This is a genomic window from Thermococcus sp., from assembly GCF_027063845.1.
In the GTDB taxonomy this organism is placed as follows: Archaea; Methanobacteriota_B; Thermococci; order Thermococcales; family Thermococcaceae; genus Thermococcus.
On record NZ_JAMOQU010000019.1, the window covers coordinates 1 to 18,565 of the forward strand.

At 50.9% G+C, this 18,565-nt stretch carries 12 protein-coding genes, 1 tRNA gene and 1 pseudogene; 7 read left to right on the forward strand and 7 right to left on the reverse strand.

Annotated elements, in window-relative coordinates:
• The 3 genes and pseudogenes from MVO87_RS01220 to MVO87_RS01230 form a co-directional block, all read left to right on the forward strand.
• A pseudogene (locus MVO87_RS01220) lies at positions 1-207 on the forward strand (phosphopantetheine adenylyltransferase); the annotation flags it as partial.
• On the forward strand, positions 173-853 hold the full coding sequence (gene tpiA, locus MVO87_RS01225; RefSeq protein WP_297515688.1) for a triose-phosphate isomerase: 681 nt from the start codon (positions 173-175) through the stop codon (positions 851-853). The pseudogene MVO87_RS01220 and the gene tpiA, both read left to right, overlap by 35 nt.
• Positions 854-928: 75 nt before the next feature.
• Positions 929-1,004 (forward strand) — tRNA-Gln (locus MVO87_RS01230).
• Positions 1,005-1,543: 539 nt separating this feature from the next.
• On the opposite strand, the gene MVO87_RS01235 is transcribed toward MVO87_RS01230, so the two are convergent.
• From MVO87_RS01235 to MVO87_RS01260, 6 genes are all read right to left on the reverse strand, one after another.
• Positions 1,544-2,398 carry a hypothetical protein gene (locus MVO87_RS01235; RefSeq protein WP_297515685.1) on the reverse strand — a complete coding sequence of 285 codons (855 nt, stop codon included), beginning with the start codon at positions 2,396-2,398 and terminating at the stop codon, positions 1,544-1,546.
• 25 nt (positions 2,399-2,423) lie between these two features.
• Positions 2,424-3,110 (reverse strand): eL43 family ribosomal protein, encoded by a 687-nt coding sequence (locus tag MVO87_RS01240; protein WP_297551933.1) that lies wholly within the window; start codon positions 3,108-3,110, stop codon positions 2,424-2,426.
• 31 nt (positions 3,111-3,141) lie between these two features.
• Positions 3,142-8,436 (reverse strand): DNA-directed DNA polymerase II large subunit, encoded by a 5,295-nt coding sequence (locus MVO87_RS01245; protein WP_297551935.1) that lies wholly within the window; start codon positions 8,434-8,436, stop codon positions 3,142-3,144.
• Positions 8,437-10,614, reverse strand: a complete 2,178-nt coding sequence (locus MVO87_RS01250) for a DNA-directed DNA polymerase II small subunit (RefSeq protein WP_297551937.1) — start codon at positions 10,612-10,614, stop codon at positions 8,437-8,439.
• Positions 10,614-11,867 carry an ORC1-type DNA replication protein gene (locus MVO87_RS01255; protein ID WP_297552007.1) on the reverse strand — a complete coding sequence of 418 codons (1,254 nt, stop codon included), beginning with the start codon at positions 11,865-11,867 and terminating at the stop codon, positions 10,614-10,616. Before MVO87_RS01255 ends, MVO87_RS01250 begins: the two co-directional genes overlap by 1 nt.
• A 261-nt stretch (positions 11,868-12,128) precedes the next feature.
• Positions 12,129-12,737: a DUF8183 domain-containing protein gene (locus MVO87_RS01260; RefSeq protein ID WP_297512120.1), complete on the reverse strand. Its 609-nt coding sequence runs from the start codon at positions 12,735-12,737 to the stop codon at positions 12,129-12,131.
• 686 nt (positions 12,738-13,423) lie between these two features.
• Between MVO87_RS01260 and MVO87_RS01265 the strand changes: the two genes are divergently transcribed.
• The 4 genes from MVO87_RS01265 (at position 13,424) to nucS (ending at position 18,177) form a co-directional block, all read left to right on the forward strand.
• Positions 13,424-14,443 carry a potassium channel family protein gene (locus MVO87_RS01265; RefSeq protein ID WP_297512129.1) on the forward strand — a complete coding sequence of 340 codons (1,020 nt, stop codon included), beginning with the start codon at positions 13,424-13,426 and terminating at the stop codon, positions 14,441-14,443.
• A 181-nt stretch (positions 14,444-14,624) separates the two neighbouring features.
• On the forward strand, positions 14,625-15,680 hold the full coding sequence (radA, locus tag MVO87_RS01270; RefSeq protein ID WP_042692101.1) for a DNA repair and recombination protein RadA: 1,056 nt from the start codon (positions 14,625-14,627) through the stop codon (positions 15,678-15,680).
• A 220-nt stretch (positions 15,681-15,900) separates the two neighbouring features.
• Entirely contained in the window at positions 15,901-17,202 is a 1,302-nt protein-coding gene (locus MVO87_RS01275) for a hypothetical protein (RefSeq protein WP_297515744.1), read from the forward strand.
• A 225-nt stretch (positions 17,203-17,427) separates the two neighbouring features.
• The gene (gene nucS / locus MVO87_RS01280; RefSeq protein ID WP_297515741.1) at positions 17,428-18,177 is read left to right on the forward strand and encodes an endonuclease NucS; all 750 of its coding nucleotides are present in this window, start codon (positions 17,428-17,430) and stop codon (positions 18,175-18,177) included.
• Here nucS and MVO87_RS01285 read toward each other — a convergent pair.
• Positions 18,174-18,557, reverse strand: coding sequence for a DUF473 domain-containing protein (locus MVO87_RS01285; protein WP_297515738.1), 384 nt, complete (start codon positions 18,555-18,557; stop codon positions 18,174-18,176). The two genes, nucS and MVO87_RS01285, sit on opposite strands and share 4 nt — an antisense overlap.
• Positions 18,558-18,565: the final 8 nt, after the last annotated feature.

Genomic DNA, 18,565 nt, shown 5'->3' on the forward strand with positions numbered 1-18,565 from the left:
CCGCTCGAGATAGTCGTGATTCCGATAATAAGGAGCTCCCTCGGCCCGAAGATAAGCTCCTCTCTGATAAGGGCCGGTTTGATAGACCCATTCGGCAGGCCCCTCTCCAGTGGAAACGAAACTCCCCGAAAGACGTTTAAGGGGAAAGGACTTAACACCAACGGTGATACCCATGGCAAAGCTGAAGGAGCCGATTATAGCGATTAACTTCAAGACCTACATAGAGGCAACAGGGAAGAGGGCGCTAGAGATAGCGAAGGCCGCCGAGAAGGTCTACAAAGAGACAGGGATAACCATAGTCGTCGCGCCCCAGCTCGCGGACCTGAGGATGATAGCCGAGAGCGTTGAAATCCCGGTCTTCGCCCAGCACATCGACCCGATTAAGCCTGGAAGCCACACCGGCCACGTTCTCCCAGAGGCAGTGAAGGAAGCTGGCGCGGTAGGAACGCTCCTCAACCACTCCGAGAACAGGATGATTCTGGCAGACCTCGAAGCGGCCATAAGGCGTGCCGAGGAGGTTGGTCTTATGACGATGGTCTGCTCCAACAACCCGGCCGTTTCCGCGGCGGTTGCAGCTCTCGGCCCGGACTACGTTGCAGTCGAGCCACCGGAACTCATAGGGACGGGAATCCCAGTCAGCAAGGCCAAGCCTGAGGTCATCACTGACACCGTTGAGCTGGTTAAGAAGGTCAACCCCGAGGTTAAGGTTCTCACTGGGGCCGGAATCAGCACGGGCGAGGACGTGAAGAAGGCTCTTGAACTCGGAAGCGTCGGAGTTCTCCTCGCGAGTGGTGTTACCAAGGCCAAAGACCCAGAGAAGGCGATAAGGGACCTGGTGTCGCTTATCGTCTGAGCCCCTTTTCCCACTTTTAAATACTGGTTTGTAGGCTTAAGATTTATAAGCCTGGACTCTGCTTTTCTATCGGGCAGCCCCGTGGTGTAGCGGCCAAGCATGCGGGACTTTGGATCCCGCGACCCGGGTTCGAATCCCGGCGGGGCTACCATAGAAACTTTGCCTTCGCAAAGTTTCATCAAAGTTTGTAGCTCTTTCTAGAAGGCCCTATTTCAAAATTTCAAATTAATTGGCTGTGTTGAGTAAGAGAACTTTTTAAATTGCCCCTTTTGGAAGGGTTTGATATTTAAATCGACGCCTGGAGGGCGTCAAGGGAAATAAACCCTTTTGAGGGTGTCGGCTCTAATGGTTCTCTCTTAAAAGGTACGGTTTTACAAGCAAAATCTGTGCTCCATTCGAGCCTTGAGCGGAGAGCTACCAACTTTTGGTGAAGCTTTTTCCAAAAGCTTCCTGTACTCTCAAACCCCTGGAGTGGGGCTTCGCCCCACCCTGAAACTTTGCCTGCGCGATGTCGAGCTTTGCTCGAGGTATGGGACAGCAGTTCCTCAGAGTTTGACCAAGTTCGTAACTCCCTAGAATCTAAATCAACGCCCAAAGAGACCCTCAAAAGAGGAGTAAACCCTCTATAGAGCTGTTTCAGTTTGTTCGCTCTTAAAAACTTCTTAGTCTCTAGCGGAATGCAGTCAAACTTTAGGGCTTTCTTAGTGTCCTCTTCTTGGGATGCATATTTAGATGTCTCCACAAGAAGAACAAAATAGATCTATCCTTTCTTGCGTGTTTGATCTTTTTTGCTTCTTTCAATTTTGAACTCTCAGCAGAGGAAACAAAAAGAACATCATCCAAAAACAATTTCATGAAAAACATTAGGAGAAATCCAGGGATTAAAAAAACCTCTGATGGAGACTTAAGGGTAAAATAACCCAAGACTAATATCATAAAAACAAACAATCCACAACCTTTTGACACTTTTAATGATATTAATAAAATGGAAACAGCAATAACCCAAATAATAACAGTCAGAACACTTACATGTACGAAGATTCCGCTCTTAATAAGTCCAACAATAACAAAGACTATTATGCTAATTCCAACAGCCGAGTACTCCCAAGTACGCGGAGTGAGATTTGGCTTTGGAGACAATTTTAGTTTTAGGCTTTCCTCAGCCATATAAATGAAAAATATAAACAGAAAGAACGCAACGCTAAATAAAGCTATCATACGGGGGAGATTGCTGATAAAATCCTTGGGATTATCTGATAGATACCTCGCAATTACAATTGAAACTGACAAAGCTAAAAAAGCATCAAGGAATGCACCAGCAATTTTGTCCATCCCCTTGTTTTTGTTGGAGGAATACACGTGACCTAAAGCAAATGACATAGCCATGAACATTGAGAAAACCGCTACAAAGACATATTCATCCTGTATCCCACTATCCTTGAGCATCTCCGACACAACAGTTGCGATTATCGTAGCAACTGCGATAAAGAAACTGAAGACGCTAATAGGATCTGGATGATCTGGATTATTTTTATCGTCAGCCATTAATCACCACCGTCTTCACTGTTTATCAAAACGCAAACTCCTCCACGCTGAACTGCTCGACGACTCTCTCGAAGTCAGTCTCAGGAGTGTAAACGAATCCACAGCGGGTGCACTTCAAAACGCCGTTCTCTTCGCTCAACGGGGAGAAGCAGACCGGACAGCGGTACTCCTCTCGCCTCAAAGAGTCATAAACCTCGTCCCTCATGACGAGCAGGTTGAGCTCGCTCTCCCAGTCCTCGTGGAGCATTCCCCAGTAGGGGGTCTCTACGGGGTAGAAGTCCTCGAGGATTAGGGCCTTAATCCCTATCCCCCTCACGCCAAGAGGAAGCCTCTCGGCGGGCTCAATGGAAACAACGAACTGGTCGTAGAACTCAATGTTCTCGGCCCTAACGGTTAAACCCCTCGACAGCCTTGAACGGAGCGGAATCAACTGGAGGAACAGGCTTTCCCGCTCGACGTCCCAGCTCGCGCTTATTGAGACGCTCCCCTTCACGAAGAACTGGGTTATCGAGCGCTCGTCCTTCTCTTCGCCAGCAAAGGAAAAGCCCAGCTTTCTCATCGCCCTTCCGAGGAAGTTCGGCCTGGGGAGCTTTTGGTAGTTAATCAGATACTCCCCTATCCACCCCGCAAGGGGCATGGAGTAGCCTATGAACGCCTGCCTCTCGACGCGCAGGTAGGCAACGCTGGGGAGGAGCTTGAACTGGTCGAGCATCGGAAGAAATAGGCAGAGGGACTATAAATAGCTAACTCCCGAAGAACTCATCGAGGCTTATGCGCTTCTTCCGCTTTGCCTTCGCCTTCTCCCTCTTGACTTCCTTCTTGAGGTCTATCGACTTTTCGGCCTTGGGCATCTTCTCCTTCTTGACCTCATTCTCTGCCTTCGCTTTCCCCGCCTTCCCGTTCTTTCCGTTGAAGCCGTCGAGGTAGCCGTTCTTTCCGTTGGAAGAACCCGTCCGCTCCCTAATCATCTTCTCGCACACATCCGCCGAGAAGCCGAGCAGAGTCCTCTGCTTTTCGGGCAAAACCGTCTCGAAGAGCGTCTTTATGTCCTTTTCGGTCAGGCAAATCCTCTGCCTCGTGTAGTCCTTGACTTTATAGCGGGTAACCAGCATCTTTGCAGTGGGCAGGTACTTTTCCACCGCACCTTTGCTCACAGTCAGGACGATTTTTCCACCGCACTTCGGACAGCGCCCGATGAGCGGAGGCCTCCGATATTTCGTGTTGCACTTCACACAGCGGAACTCCTGCCTCGTGAAGCTCCTCAGGTTACCCCTTAGGTCGGGAATCAGGTGGGAGTTGAGTATTGTTTCCGCAACGTGGTGTTCATCGACCGCGCGAATGCGCTCCGCCAAAGCGAGCTGTCTCTCGACCTTCTCGACCATGTCGCCGAGCTGTTTATACAGGCTCATCTTCGGACCAAGGCCTATGTCGTCCGTATCGTGGGTGAACTTTATCCCCTCGTACATCTCAGGCTTGCCGAGTCTATCTTCAACGCGCTCGATGAACTTAACTTCCTTCGGCGATTTCATCTCGTAGGTGGCTTTGTAGAACTCAAGGGGATAATAGCGAACGACGTCCATGTTGTGGACCTCGCTGTCCACCTCACGCGGGTCGAGCCTCGTCGTAACGACCAGCGGTGCGTCCATTTTACCGCCGCGCTTCTCGGGGAGGTAATACTTGCTGAAGTTTAGTAGCGCATCGAGGAGAAGCATTACAGCGTCCTCGTCGCCGTCGCATTGGTGTGTTACAATATTTTCATTTATTAGCACATCATGGTAGCTTTTAGCGTTCAATGAGAACACAAAGTCATCTTTAGGCTTGAGATATTCGACGTGCTTAACTTTGACAATCCATCCCATCTCATGTGAGTATCTGTCCCTGTTGTTTGTTTTGGCCGAATGAGTTGAATAGACAGAATTCTTGCGCTTACTGATGAACCCTATTTCTCTAAAGAACACATGGTAGTGCTCACCCGCAATGTTCAATGCATAAACTGTTGAGACGGGAACTTCGCTTCTACGTTCAAGGTGATAGAGCCTGCTACGAGCGTTTCCCCTGTTGGCATTCTTATCGAGAGTATAATATCCTCTGATTCCGAATTTCGAAATCAGTAGCGTTTCAATGTCCTCAAGGAGGGCCTTATTAACGCTGTAAACCACCACCCTCGGAACTGTACTGAGAGCACTTCCGTCGCCCTCAAAGTAAGCCCTCAGCATCTCCGCAACGGCGTCTTTCGGTAGTACATAAACCAGACTGGGAACGCGCTTTGTGTGGGCGTTCTTCCCTGCACTGAGAACTTCTGTGAAGAGCAGGTACAGAATACGCGAGCCAACGGTGACCTTCTCCCCGCGCTCATAGATTCCAAAACCATCACCGAAAGCCTCTCTCAATGCTCTCTTGAGGTCCTCGCGAACTTCATCGTCCGCTATCGAGAAGCTTATCTGGTAAACGCTGTTGCTTTCCCTCGCGTAGCCCTCGGCGAGGTAATAGCCAAGAACCCTCATCAGAGGCTTTATTGGAACAAAGCGCTTGATTGTGACTTTATCCCTCTTGAAAGCAAGCTTACAGTCGGGAACATCCTTAATGGACAGGCCCTTTTCCTCAAGAGCTTCAAGCACTCTGGAAAGCGGTACCGAGTCTCTCTGAAGGTAATCGTATTTGACTTCAGCCCCAATCAAAGAAAGCCAGTACGAAAGTCCGCGAACCATTATGGAATCCCAGAGGGATTTAAACTTCTCGTCAGCGAAGGCCTCCAACAGGTCAAGGTTTTCAAGGGAAACTTCTCCGAATTCAAGTCTCGGAACGAGTATCCTATCGCCCTCCTTCACCTCAAAGGCCCTCTTTTCCACGAACTTCCCGTTTTCGTAGACGAGAACCGGGTGATCGACGGTCGTTTCGAAGCTCCTCCCGAGTTCGAGCTCGAAGCGAATCAGGTGGTCGGTGCTTGGAGCTTTTATGACGTCCTCGATGTCGGTGAGAACAACCTTCCCGCTCTTGGGGTCAAAGGAGTAGACCTTAACGTTCCTCTTCGGCTTCCTTCTCACGTAGACCATATTTTCGTAGCTCTCCCCTTCAAACAGCTCGTAGAGCTCGCGGAGAGTTATCCTCGCAGGTTTTCCATCAATCTGGACTAAGATTCTCGTATCCCCAGGGAAGCAGTTCCTCCTCTTCGCCGCATGATAATACGGGTGCGCGTAGCCGACCAAAACGTCGGAGAAGCCTATTATCCTGCCGATGATTCCGGCAGAGGTGTGGGGCGCTAAACCGATGACGAGGTGGCCTATCAGGTCTTCCATCTTCTCGGCGTTGTAGAACCTCGGCAGACCGTAGAACTTCTCAAGCAGGTCATCGACGAAGCGCGCGACCTTGAGGAGGTATTTACCCGCCTCGTAGGAGAGGATTATGTCCTGAACCTTCAGCTCGACTATCTGGTCGTCCCTCTCAAGGGGCTTGCCCTCGAAGTCATGCGTATACCCGAGTTCGCGAAGCTTTTCAACGCTGACCCCTATCTCCTTCGGCTTGAAGTGGGTTATCGGAGCATCAGTGGCGTCGAAGCGGATTGTGCCGTCCTTGAAAACGTAGACGTCGTTCTTGACCCTCAGAAGGCCCTTTTCGAGGGGCTCGGCCATCTTGTAGCCCGAGGTCATACCCTTGACGCCCTTGAGCCTGTCGATGCCGTAGACCTTGACGTTCTCCATCGCCCTTCTGAGCAGTTCGGAGGGCTTTATTTCCCTCTCAGCGTAGGGCCTCAGCTCGACGTCACAGCGCGGACAGCGGAAGCCGAACTCCTTAGCCTCGCTTTCAGGATAATCAACGTTGCACTTGGGGCAGTGCCATAGGAGCTCCTTCCTCGTCCCGCAGACGGGGCAGAGGTGCTCGGGGCCAACGTGTCCGCACTTCGGGCACTTGAAGAATGCTATCTCAACCTTAGCAGTCTTGCCCTCCTCAGCGGCCTTCTTAATGTCCCTGCTCTGCCCGCCAGCGAGGCCAATCGGGAAGAGCACCTGAACAGGGGGCTTCATCTTCCTCTCCTTGGCCTTCTCGGGTCTGCCCATTCTGGCCCCTATCCAGCTTATTCCCCTGTCGCGGAGCTTTATCGGGTTGTTCTCGTTGATTATATCAATGACCGTGTGGAACGGCTTAGCCTTGAACTCCCACTCGAGGTTGCCGAGGGGCGTGAGAAGGGCCGAGCTCCAGGGATAGTCCACGACGATGACCTTCCTCCTGTCCTCTGTCCTCTCGAGCCTGTGGGGCAGGCCGAGGAGCTCAAGGTAGCGCTTGATTTGAGGGTCGTTTTCGAGGATTACCTTCTTCGCGAACTTCAGCTTCCTGAACTCGTCCCACTCGATTTGGGCGTTTAGTAAAGCCTTCTGGAGTTCCTCCACTTCCTCCGGCTTCAGCGTGTTCCAGTAGAGGGTGTAGTAGGGGTGGAAGGGTATGTCCAGAACCTTCGAGAGGTGTATCGCCAGCTCGACGCTCGGCTTAACCCGGAGTGGGTCTCTCAAAAGGCTTTCCAGAAAATCTGAGTCTATTTCAAGATATTCGGCTGCTTCCTCAACGGCCTCGCGCGGGTTGTCGGAGAAGGGCTTGAGCTCGACCTCGTAGAGCTCCTCGATTGCTTTCACCAGCTCCTGAACCCACCATTCCTCGACGTAGTTGGCCGGCAAAAGCGTCTGATTGTTCTCAACGAAGTCGCCGAAGTTCACGAGGGCATCTCCGACGTATAGAATCTCCTCAATCTCGTTTTTAACCCTAAGAGCCGTCTCGTAGTCGTCAACCCGTACGACGCTCCCGTCCTTGAGCTTGACTATCGGGCCTTCCACTGTTGTCGCGGGGGTAACGATACAGCCCTTTCCGGGCCTCTCGGTTTTCATCTGCGTTCCTATCGCTATGAACTCGTCGAGGATTATCATTGTGGCCGGGTTAACGCTCCACGTCGCGAAGCCGCTAACGCGACTCCTTCCGTAGCGCAGGCGGAAGCCACCGTTCTCTGAAGGCTCGGCAAAGAGGGGCCTGCCACCTATTATCTCCTTCGTGTACTTCTTGTTGGGGGCGATGTTGGCTCTAAACCTCTCGTAGAGCTCGTAGTAGAAGCCCTTTTCAACCTTCTCGGTGATTTCCTCTTTAGTTGAATCCTCGGCCTTGGATTCGTCGGCCTTGGGCTCCTCGGATTTGCCCTTCTCCTTGGCCTCCACGAACTCCTTTATCCAGTCCCAGCCTTCCACGCCCATCTTGTCTATGTACTTGACGAGCTTCTTTGCCTTCTGGAGGACGCCTTCCGCCAAAACGAGAATCGCTCCACCGCGCAGGTGGTTGGTCTCGACGCCGGGAACGTTCCTGTGACTCACTTCCACCTTATCGGTCTCTTCACCGGTTATCTCGATGGGGATGTTTCTCATCGCGAGCCTTACCTCATCGGCCTCGGGGTGATACTGCAGTCTCGTAACGGCTCTATGATAGAGGTCTATCTCCTCGACCATCCTCTCTATATGCTCCTCGCTCGGCTTGAAGCGGTCGAGGCCGAGCTTTTTCCTCACGTAGTCGCCAACGAGAACGCTCAACGCCTGAGCAGTTCCACCGGAGCTCCTAATTGGGCCCGCGTAGTAGAGGGCCAGGTACTCGCTGTTGTCAGCCCAGGTGTTGCGCTTGATTTTGACGTCAGCTATTCCCTCAAGCGGAGCCGAGACGATACCCTCTGTGAGTATCGCGAGGGCAGTTCTGACGGCCTGCTCCGCGTACTTCTCCTTGCTCCCCAGGTCGCCGAACTTGCCCTCGATGATTTCATCAACGACCTTAAGAGCCGCCAGTTCCTTACCGTACTCCTTGACGAGCTCTCTAATCCTTTCGGCGACTCCAGGGGGGCCGACGAGGCTCTCAACACGGCCGGCCATGTCGGTTGCTTGGGGAACCTCAACGTCGAGGCTTGGGTCTTTCCCCTGGGCCCGGGCCTTTCTCGCAATCTCGTAGGCCCTGTCAATCTCCCTCTGGAGTGATTCGAAGTAAGCCTTCATCTCAGGCGAGTAGAGCTCTTCCCCCATTCAAACCCCCTCGCAGAACTGGTCAAAGCTCACAACGGCTCTCAAACGGGCCGTCTCAACGTCTATTATCGGCACGCGCGCTGGAGTGGGAACTATGTTCACCATCTTCTGGAACTCGGTCTGGGCCTGCCAGGTTCCGCTGTTGATGACGAAGACGCCGTTGTAAATCCGGTACTCCATAACGTGAACGTGGCCGGCCTGGAAGAGGTCAGGAACGCTCTCGATGACGAGGGTATCCTCGGGGTCGGGAGCTATGGGAACCTTGTTCCCGAAGGTCGGCGCGAGGTGACGGAGCTTGAGCAAATCAACCATCGCCTCGGCGGGCCTGTGGTGGCTCCTCCCAGGAATGAAGTCAACGACGTCCTCTATGCCCCTTCCGTGCGCGATGAGAAACTCCCTGCCGTGGAGGTTTATCACCGCAGGGTTGCTTATTATCACGGCGTTTTTGAGCTTGTATATCGGCTTGGCGTACTCCTCGTAGAAGCCGGGCTGTGGCAGAGCGGTCCTCGCGGCGTCGTGGTTGCCCGGGCCGATGAACATGGTTATATGCTCCGGAACGTTGCGGAGGAGATTGGCCAATGCCTCGTACTGGTCGAAGATGTCGGGAATAGCCAGCTCGTTGTACTGGCCAGGGTAGATGCCGACGCCGTCAACGACGTCACCGCCGATTATCATGTACTTAATCCTGCTCACGAGCTCCTCCTCGGCCCTGCTGTTGACCTCGCCGTTGAGCCATTCGAGGAACTTCTCAAAGGCCTTCTCGCAGAACTTGTTGGAGCCAACGTGGATATCGCTCAGCAGGATAGCGTAGACCTTCTCTTCCAGTGGAGGCTTCTCGCGCCTGAACTTCGGCACATCCGGGAGGAAGACGCGGTTGGCGAAGAAGATTCCCCTGCCCGGCTGACCGCGGAAGGCAACGACCGAATCGGGCATTATAGCGTTGTATGCCTGTGAAGCGTTCTCCTTGTCCCTGCCGAGGAAGACCTTTATCCTCCCGGTCGCGTCCTCGACCTCGAACATGTAGCCCTTCGCCGTTTCGCGCTTGTCGTTGACGAGGCCGATTATCGTGACCTCGTCGTCCCGGACGTAGCTCAGCTTCGCGATGTCTATGACCGTCCCGATTTCGGGGTTCTCTCGGAAGATTCTGCGCATCTTCCTGAGCCTCGACTTGAAGTAGCTCGAGTAGGCCTGGATTATTATTTCACCCTCCTTGCTCGCGGCGTTCTTGACCTTCGGGGCTTCAAACTTCACGTTCTTGACGTCGAACGTTATCTCCCAGTCGTCGGGAATCTCCTTCGCGCGATAGCGGAAGCCCTCTTTGGGCCTTATCACAACGTCTTTGTACGTCGAGTAGCTCTTCTCGCCCTCGACGTCTTCTCCGACGTACGCTATGGGAATCCCGTAGTCGCCGTAGACGATTTTGGGCTTCACTCCGTTTCCATTCTCGCCGTTCTCGTAATACTCCTCACTGTCGGCGTAGTTTCCGTAGCCGTTACCGTTCAGGGGCTCGGCTTCCACTGGAAGTGAGTCCTCGACGACCTCGGTTAGTGACGAATCCAATGAACCAGCGGCCTCATCCACGAGTTCTTCAGGTTCAGGTGTTCCAGTGGAAACAAAACTCTCCCCCTCCGAAATCTCGCTGGAAATTGGTTCTTCAACGGGATTAGATGCAGGAGATTGCTCTGATTCAATGGTTGTTCCAGTGGAAATTGAAGTCCCACCAACAATTTCAGCAGGTTCAACGCTCTCTTCCCCAGAAGAAGCCGTGACAACCTCGCTTTTCACAACATCTCCAGTGGAAATAGAACCCGATGCTTTCATGGATTCAACGTTTTCAGAAGAGGGAATTTCTTCGGGCCGAGAGGCTACAACAGTTTTAGAAACTGGAGTTTCATCGGATTCAGCAAATTCCTCACGTATTTCCTCCTGAGAAGCCCCAAGAGGCTCTTCTTCCGAAACCTCAAGGGGGGTCCGCTCAGTGAGCTCTCCAGTGGAAAAGAGACCCTTCTCGGCGAGGAAGGCCTCGGCTGTGGATGAGTCTATGACGAAGGTCCCCCGAGCTTTGGCGAACTTTATCAGCTCGGCAAGCGTGAAGTCCCTCTTGTAGTGGGGTTCGAGGAGGTAGTAGGCGGAGGGAGTTATCAGGTATTTATTCTTGATTAAATCCTCAATCAGCATCAGAACAACCTCCTCTGCTTGGAGAGGGTGAGGGTAAGCAGGCTCCTAACCTGCTCGTCGTGGCGGTAGATGTTCTTCACCATGTAGGGGGTGACGTTTAGCCTTATCTCCTTCGTTCTGCCGTAGCGGCCCTTGCTCACGACCTTGGCGTTAATTATGCCGAGCATGTCGAGCTCGTTGATTAGGTCGCTCACGCGCCTCTGGGTTAACGGCTCGACGTCAAGGTGGTCGCAGAGGGACTTGTAGACGGAGTAAACGTCGCCGGTGTTGGCCGGCAGCTCACCGTTCTCGTCGAGCATGACTATCGCGTAGAGGAGGACCTTCGAGTGGAGCGGGAGGGTCTTTATGACTTCCTCCATCGTGTCCTGCTCAATCTTCTCCTGTGCCTTCCAGACGTGCCTTTCGGTTACCTTGCTCGCCCCCTCGCGCTCCGCTATCTCTCCAGCGACACGAAGCAAATCAAGAGCCCTCCTCGCGTCGCCGTGCTCGCGAGCAGCTAAAGCCGCACAGAGGGGAACGACCGCATCGTCAAGAACGCCCTCGTAGAAGGCCTCCTTTGCGCGCTGCATGAGAATGTCCCTGAGCTGATTGGCGTCGTAGGGTGGGAAAACGACTTCCTCCTCGCTCAAACTCGACAGAACGCGGGCGTCAAGATACTCCTTGAACTTGAGGTCGTTTGAAATTCCAATTATACTGACCTTCGCCCTCGAGAGCTCGGTGTTTATCCTCGTGAGGGAGTAGAGTATGTCATCCCCGCTCTTCTTGATGAGCTTGTCTATCTCGTCCAGAACGATGATTACAAAGCGCTCCCTCGCGTCTATAACTTCCTTTAGCTTGGCGTAGACCTCATCGGTCGGCCAGCCGACGAGGGGAACCTCTACACCGCTCTCCGCCTTGAAGTGGTTGACTATCCTCGCGAGAACGCGATAGTGGGTGTCGACTATCTCACAGTTGATGTAGATGACCTCGACGGGAATGTTGTACTTCTCGGATATCTTCTTGAGCTCCTCGGTTACGAACTTCACCGTCACGGTTTTACCGGTTCCGGTCTTGCCGTAGACGAAGACGTTCGAGGGCGTTTCACCCCTTAAAACCGGAACGAGGATATGAGCCAGCTCATCAATCTGCTCGTGTCTGTGAGGGAGTTCCTTTGGCGTGTAGCTGTGCCGCAGGACTTCCTTGTTCTTGAAAATCTTCTTGGCGTGGAGGTACTTCTCGAATATCGACGTCAGGTAGTCGTCCCTGTCCCCCATGGCTCCCATCTCCACCGGAAATCATACTCTCACGCCGTATTACCGTCGTAATTAAGCCCACAAATGGGAACATTTTGTCAAACATGCCAGATATTATCTGGATTTAATCCAGATATTTCTTGAAATTTTGCACATTGTATCAAATCTCCACCGGAAGCACCGGATACAGTGGAAAGCATAGCAAGTGTGGGGTCTGGGTTTATATGCCTTGTTGAACAGGAGAATGTAAAAGGAGAATGCAGAAAGAAGGGGAAGTTGCCCCTAAAGGTAGCCCCTATCCTGTTCTTCGGGAAGAACCTCAGCGAGAAGTGCCAAAGCCTCGTTCTCGGGCATCCCCACACGGGAAACCAGAAAGTCAAGAAGCTCCTCTCTGCTCGCACCCTTGCGAAGTCTCTCGTAGACCATCGCGAGCACGCGCTCCTTTAGCAGGGCCTCAAACTCCTCCTCGAGGTTAAGCGCCGAAACGGCTGAGAGCAGACCAACGAGAAGGGCCGAGAGTGCGTCGTTGAACTCCGCCTTACCGAGGTTGGAGGTGTCCAAGTCAACCGCGAGGTAAACGTCGTCGTTCATGCCCATAAGGAGGAACTTCATCAGGTTGATTTCCGCGTTCAGCCGAAGGAGTGCATGGTAGACCTTGAGCTTTTCGTCCTTGGTCATGGAAAACGTTTCAAGACCCATAGGGGCCAGCAGTCGTATGAAGCCTTCTCCGAACGAGAGAAGCAGTGTGAAGGGCATCTTGGGGTGCTCAGCCACATAGAGGTTCGGTTCAAGTTGCTTGACCTCCCAGGGCAGGTCCACGATGTCGTTGGCATCGTCCTTGCCGGAGCGCAACCAGTCGAGAACAACATCCCTAATCTCCACGGGAACCACCAACCGAAATACGGCGTTGGTGAATTAATGGTTTGCCCTTCCAGAGGAAACGGGAAAGTCAAATGCCCATAGATGTGCACGAGGTTTGGTATTTGGAAACCCGAAACAGATTAGGATTGGTTATTTCCACTGAAAGGAAAATGAACATGTGTGGCTATCAAAAGATGAGCACTAAAGAACAGTTTAGTTCAGTTTAGTTAAACAATAACGATTGCAGAATTAGAAAAGTTAAATAGCTTATATCCCCCCCAGAGTTTTGTTTCCAGTGGAGCGGGCTTTTGAAGCTTCCCATAGAAGACCGATTTAGAGTTGATAAAAAGCTCCCATTCTTCTTATCGGTGCCAGTTTTTATATCTTTCTATGAACAAACAACTAAATTAATGTGGACAATGCACGAAAATTTTGAACAGTATAATAAGATTTTGCACAATTTATTGAACGATTCAACAGCTACGTACTTAAACAATCTCCCTGAATCCCCATTACATTTAACTACCCTGTCAAAACCGTCCGTTTTCCGAAAATGGGTTCCAGTGGAAATGAAACTCTGGGGGGTCTTTTCGATGAGCATCGAAAAAGACCTTTGTTTCCACTGGAAAAACTGTTCCTGATAGTATTTTAATGACCATCAATGAATTGTTTTGAGTATAGGACATCTTTTTAAGGTTCGAGTGGAAATGAAGCCCATGCTACCTGTAACCGTCGTGAGGCGACTGCTCCGCGTGAAGGTCAAGGTGAGCAGAAACCGGTTAATTCAGATAGCCCTCGCGGTTCTGCTCCTTGCAATAGCGTTTGCAACCGCTTTTGCTTACTTTGAGGGCGTTGACTTCTTCACTGCCTTCTACTGGGCCGTCATAACGATGGCGACCATAGGCTACGGCGACGTTACGCCAAATACCGGGGCGGGGAGAATCGTTGCAATGGTTGCCTCCGTCGCCGGAATCTCGACTTTTACGGCCCTCGTTTCCCTTCTGGCCGAGAACTTCATTTCCTCGTCCCTGAGGAGGATGATGGGCATGCACAGGGTTAGATATTCCAACCATTACTTGATAATCGGGCAGGGGAGTAGCGTTTCAACCTGCGTTAACGAACTTATCGGTGCAATCGAGCGCGGTGAGCTGGGGCTGGCCCCGATTGTTGTGGTCTTTCCCAGCGAGGAGGAGCGCAAGAAGGTTGAGCTTCCAGAGGAAATAGAGGTCCTCATAGGGGACCCCACCAACAGGGAGACCCTTGAGAGGGCCCGTGTTGAAAAGGCTTCTCACGTAATCTTGGCCCTCGAAGACGACTCAAAGGCCGTCTTTGTTACCCTCATGGTGAAAAGGATGTCAAATGCAAGGGTTCTCGTCGAGGTCCTGAGTGAGGAAAGCGTTGAGCTCCTGAAGGGGGCCGGTGCGGATAGGGTCATCGTGAGCAGGAGCCTGGCAGGAAGGCTTCTCGCGAGTTCTGTCTTCGAGCCTGAGGTGGTTGACGTTATAGACGACATAACGAGCTCGGTTAAGGGCTACGACGTCACCGTGATAGACGGACGGGACTTCTGGGGCAGGCCGTACATAGAGGCCCTCCGCGAGCTCAAGGAGACAAAGGAATTGTTTCTCCTGGGTTACTACCGCGAGGGCCCGGTTCTCAATCCCCCTCTCGACGAACCGATTCCTGAGGGTGCCAGACTGATAGTTCTGAGGAGTTCCATTTCCACTGGAAAATCCTGAGCTCGTGGTCTATCTTTTGTAGTTCTCTTCTTTCTTGGCTTTTCAGTAAAATTCGGGCGTTTATAAAGTTCGTTTTTCGAAACGGGCGAAAATCTTAAAAGATTGCCTCCCCGATTTTTCCGGGAAAAGTTATTTAACCACCGAACTTTACCCCCATTAAGGGTATTCCCGGGTGAGTCTCATGGCGAAGAAGAAGGTTGAAGAGGTTAAAGAGCTTGAGGAGTTCGAGGAGCTTGAAATAGCCGAAAGCTCACCGTCATCGTCCTCAAAGAAGAAGGAAAAAGAAATCAAGACCCTTGAGGATTTGCCTGGCGTTGGTCCTGCCACTGCTGAGAAGCTTCGCGAGGCCGGTTACGACAGTATTGAGGCCATAGCCGTTGCTTCACCGCTCGAGCTCAAGGAGATAGCGGGAATAAGCGAAGGTGCCGCGCTCAAGATAATCCAGGCCGCCAGAGAAGCCGCTAACATCGGAACCTTCATGCGCGCCGACGAGTACATGGAGAAGAGGAAGACCATTGGCAGGATTTCCACTGGAAGCAAAGCCCTCGACAAGCTCCTCGGAGGCGGAATAGAGACACAGGCCATAACCGAGGTCTTCGGTGAGTTCGGAAGCGGAAAGACGCAGCTCGCACACACCCTCGCCGTCATGGTCCAGAAACCGCCTGAGGAAGGTGGCCTCGGCGGTTCGGTGATATGGATTGATACCGAGAACACCTTCAGGCCCGAGAGGATAAGGCAGATAGCTGAGGCCCGCGGTTTGGACCCCGACGAGACGCTCAAGAACATCTACGTGGCAAGGGCTTTCAACAGCAACCACCAGATGCTTCTCGTTGAAAAGGCGGAGGAGATAATCAAGGAGAAGGCCTCAACAGACAGACCTGTTAAGTTACTCGTCGTTGACTCGCTCATGGCCCACTTCAGGAGCGAGTACGTCGGCAGGGGAACCCTCGCCGAGAGACAGCAGAAGTTGGCCAAGCACCTCTCCGACCTGCACCGTCTTGCCGACCTCTACGACATAGCGGTCTTCGTGACGAACCAGGTGCAGGCGAAGCCCGATGCCTTCTTCGGCGACCCCACGAGGCCCGTCGGCGGTCACATACTTGCTCACAGCGCGACGCTCAGAATCTACCTCAGGAAGGGCAAGGCCGGAAAGAGGGTTGCAAGGCTCATAGACAGCCCGCACCTGCCCGAAGGAGAGGCCGTCTTCAGGATTACCGAGAAGGGAGTTGAGGATTGACTTGGATTATCATGTTTTCTGTTTGTTTTTGTACTCTTACCCCTTTTGACTAGTTCTTTTTATTTGGATAATTCTACTTTATGTAAGAGTACTATTATGTAACACAACTTATCAACAGTAAAGTTTATATTAGTTGCCAGTTATTATCTGTAACAGCTTGTGGGTTGCGCTAAATGCCTGTCTGACTTGTCCACCCGGGTGAAGAAGAGAGGTGTTTTAGATGAATAGGGGTAATACCGTTTTAGTAATCGGTGCGGGTGTGGATAAGACTCCCGGGATAGACATGCCTTTAGCTGCACAGCTTGTTCCAGAACTGGCAAGGTTTTCTGAGGAGGAAGGGAAAGAAATTGAACAAACGATAAGATCATTTCTCCCGGGGTTAAGATTTTCGTTCAATAGATTTATCAAGGAAGCAATAGAATCAATAACAAAATCTGATGAGAACCAAATGGAAGATCTTGTAAGAAAACTAGAATACCAAAAAAATCAGATAGATAGTTATGATGAAAAAGATAAAAAATTGGCAGAGCTACTCATAAGATTATTCAAGAAAATTAAGACCATTCAAGAGGGTAGCAAACTGGATGATGAAACCGTTGAATTGATAAAAGAAGTTTTTGGAGAGGATATCATAGCCGAAATAGAGGACGAATCAATAATCGAATTTACAAAACTCTCATTTTCGGATTCTTTCAAAGTCATAATGAAGAGAGTTTTAAGACAAAGTTTGAAAGAACCAGAAAACCCGATATATAGAGTATTGAGCACCCATTTTTTGGACATAGAAACTTTACTTGTTGAAACATTTCTTGGTTTTTATAATGAGAAACCCTCTGATATTAAAAAATACCTCTACATTTCTTGGATGATGTGGGCATATCTAAAAATGAAAGAAAATGAAGTTTTATCAAAAATAGATGAAAATAGCATACCTTTTTATTCTATGATTCCAAAAGATTTTAAAGTTATTTCTTTTAATTATACTACCTTTTTATCCAAGGTCCTACCGCATGATAATTATTTGTATTTCCATGGCTCCCTTAATGAATATCTTAGAATGGATCTTAGAGATTTACTAAATATCGAAGATGCAGACGAAATTAATGCGTTTTTGGAAAACACTATAAAACCGAATATTGATTTTAACAAGAACAAATACGTAATACCAGGTATAATTCCACCTCTGAAACTTAAACCAGTATTGTCAAATAAATTTATTGAAATATGGTATAAAGCAAGTGAATGGATCCGTAATGCTGATAAGATCATTGTCATTGGATACTCATTTAACTATGCTGATGAACATTTTAACGATATCATACGAGCAAATAGAGGAAAACCAATTTATATTGTGGGTCCATCCGCTGGAAGTTTAAGGAGTAGGCTTAGTAGAATATTTGGTTTTCGAGAGGATGATTTTACTGAAACGACGTTTCAAGGTAAGAGATCATATCAATGTCACAATATCCACATCATTGAAGCAAAAGCCCACGAAATCAACTTGGAAGAAGGGTTTAAGTGACAAAGCTTACAGAAAAGTTCTAGTGGGTTTTAAATTACTAATTGTTTTATTTTGATATCCTTTGTAGTATTATGTGTTATTTCTAAATGAATTGGAATGCTAAAAGTATTAAAAATCATATTGTGAATAATGTGTGTTTAGAATACAAGATACTAGATTATAATCTAAGAATGCAAGTAGCTTTGTCAGTTTAAACCTTATAAACGGCCCCTCAAACTCTTCTCCATGCCCAAGGTTGAGCTCAGGGAGAACCCATCTCCAGAGGAAATAAAACTCCTCGTCGATTTGGCCGTTTCCTCCGAGGGAGTGCTTACAATCTTCGCCTGCTGTCGGGTTCACTACGACGGCAGGGCCAAAAGTGAACTCGGCCCAGGCGACAGGGTGATTATAGTTAAACCCGACGGCTCTTTCTTGATACACCAGAAGGAGAAGCGAGAGCCTGTCAACTGGCAACCGCCAGGAAGCGTCGTTAAACTTGAGCTCCGCGAAAAGCCCGTTCTCGTCTCGGTCAGGAGGAAGCCCAGGGAAACGCTGGAGGTCGAGCTCGATGAGGTCTACCTAATCACGGTCTTCCACGCAGAGGACTACGAGGAGCTCGCTTTGACGGGTAGCGAGGCCGAGATGGCCGAGCTCATCTTCGAGAACCCCGAGGTGATAGAGCCCGGCTTTAAGCCACTCTACCGCGAGAAGCCCATTAAGCACGGCATCGTTGACGTTTTGGGGGTTGACAGGGACGGAAACCTTGTAGTTCTCGAGTTGAAGCGCAGGAGAGCGGATTTGCATGCGGTCAGCCAGCTCAAGCGCTACGTCGAAACCCTCCGCGAGGAGCACGAGAACGTCAGAGGAATCCTCGTGGCCCCTTCACTCACCTCTGGCGCCAAAAAACTGCTCGAAAAGGAGGGCCTTGAGTTCAGGAAGCTCGAACCGCCGAGGAGGGGCAGAAAATCGAGGGGAAGACAGCTCAGGCTGTTTTAGCCCATGCTCATCTCCTGCGGGAACAGCTCCCTAACCCTCGCCACGAGGATTCCGTCCCTTCTCTCGACCTCCACAACCCGCCCGAGGCCGACCAGCTTTACCTTTGCCCTGCAGACTGTGATTTCCCTCTCGTCGCTCTCCTCCCAGGGGACCCTCGTCTCAAGCTCTCTGGCCTCTATCAGCTCCGCGAGGAGACCTTCGGTTCCAGTGGAGACGTCGTCAAAGGGGTCGTAGGTGAGGAACAGCCTGAGGGCCTCGTCTATCGCCTCTTCGATTGCAAGGATGTTTCTCGCGCTTCTGAGCTCTATCGTCCTGTAGGGGTTCCTCAGGAGCTCGTCTAAAACCCGTCTCGCGATTCCAGCGAGGATTACCGCCTCCATGTTACCAC

Bases quoted from the DNA above. Each gene is read 5' to 3' on its own strand.
- MVO87_RS01235 (WP_297515685.1), bottom strand. From the start codon at position 2,398: ATGGCTGACGATAAAAATAATCCAGATCATCCAGATCCTATTAGCGTC.
- MVO87_RS01255 (WP_297552007.1), bottom strand. From the start codon at position 11,867: ATGGGGGACAGGGACGACTACCTGACGTCGATATTCGAGAAGTACCTC.
- MVO87_RS01250 (WP_297551937.1), bottom strand. From the start codon at position 10,614: ATGCTGATTGAGGATTTAATCAAGAATAAATACCTGATAACTCCCTCC.
- MVO87_RS01285 (WP_297515738.1), bottom strand. From the start codon at position 18,557: ATGGAGGCGGTAATCCTCGCTGGAATCGCGAGACGGGTTTTAGACGAG.
- MVO87_RS01265 (WP_297512129.1), top strand. From the start codon at position 13,424: ATGCTACCTGTAACCGTCGTGAGGCGACTGCTCCGCGTGAAGGTCAAG.
- tpiA (WP_297515688.1), top strand. From the start codon at position 173: ATGGCAAAGCTGAAGGAGCCGATTATAGCGATTAACTTCAAGACCTAC.
- nucS (WP_297515741.1), top strand. From the start codon at position 17,428: ATGCCCAAGGTTGAGCTCAGGGAGAACCCATCTCCAGAGGAAATAAAA.
- radA (WP_042692101.1), top strand. From the start codon at position 14,625: ATGGCGAAGAAGAAGGTTGAAGAGGTTAAAGAGCTTGAGGAGTTCGAG.
- MVO87_RS01245 (WP_297551935.1), bottom strand. From the start codon at position 8,436: ATGGGGGAAGAGCTCTACTCGCCTGAGATGAAGGCTTACTTCGAATCA.
- MVO87_RS01275 (WP_297515744.1), top strand. From the start codon at position 15,901: ATGAATAGGGGTAATACCGTTTTAGTAATCGGTGCGGGTGTGGATAAG.
- MVO87_RS01240 (WP_297551933.1), bottom strand. From the start codon at position 3,110: ATGCTCGACCAGTTCAAGCTCCTCCCCAGCGTTGCCTACCTGCGCGTC.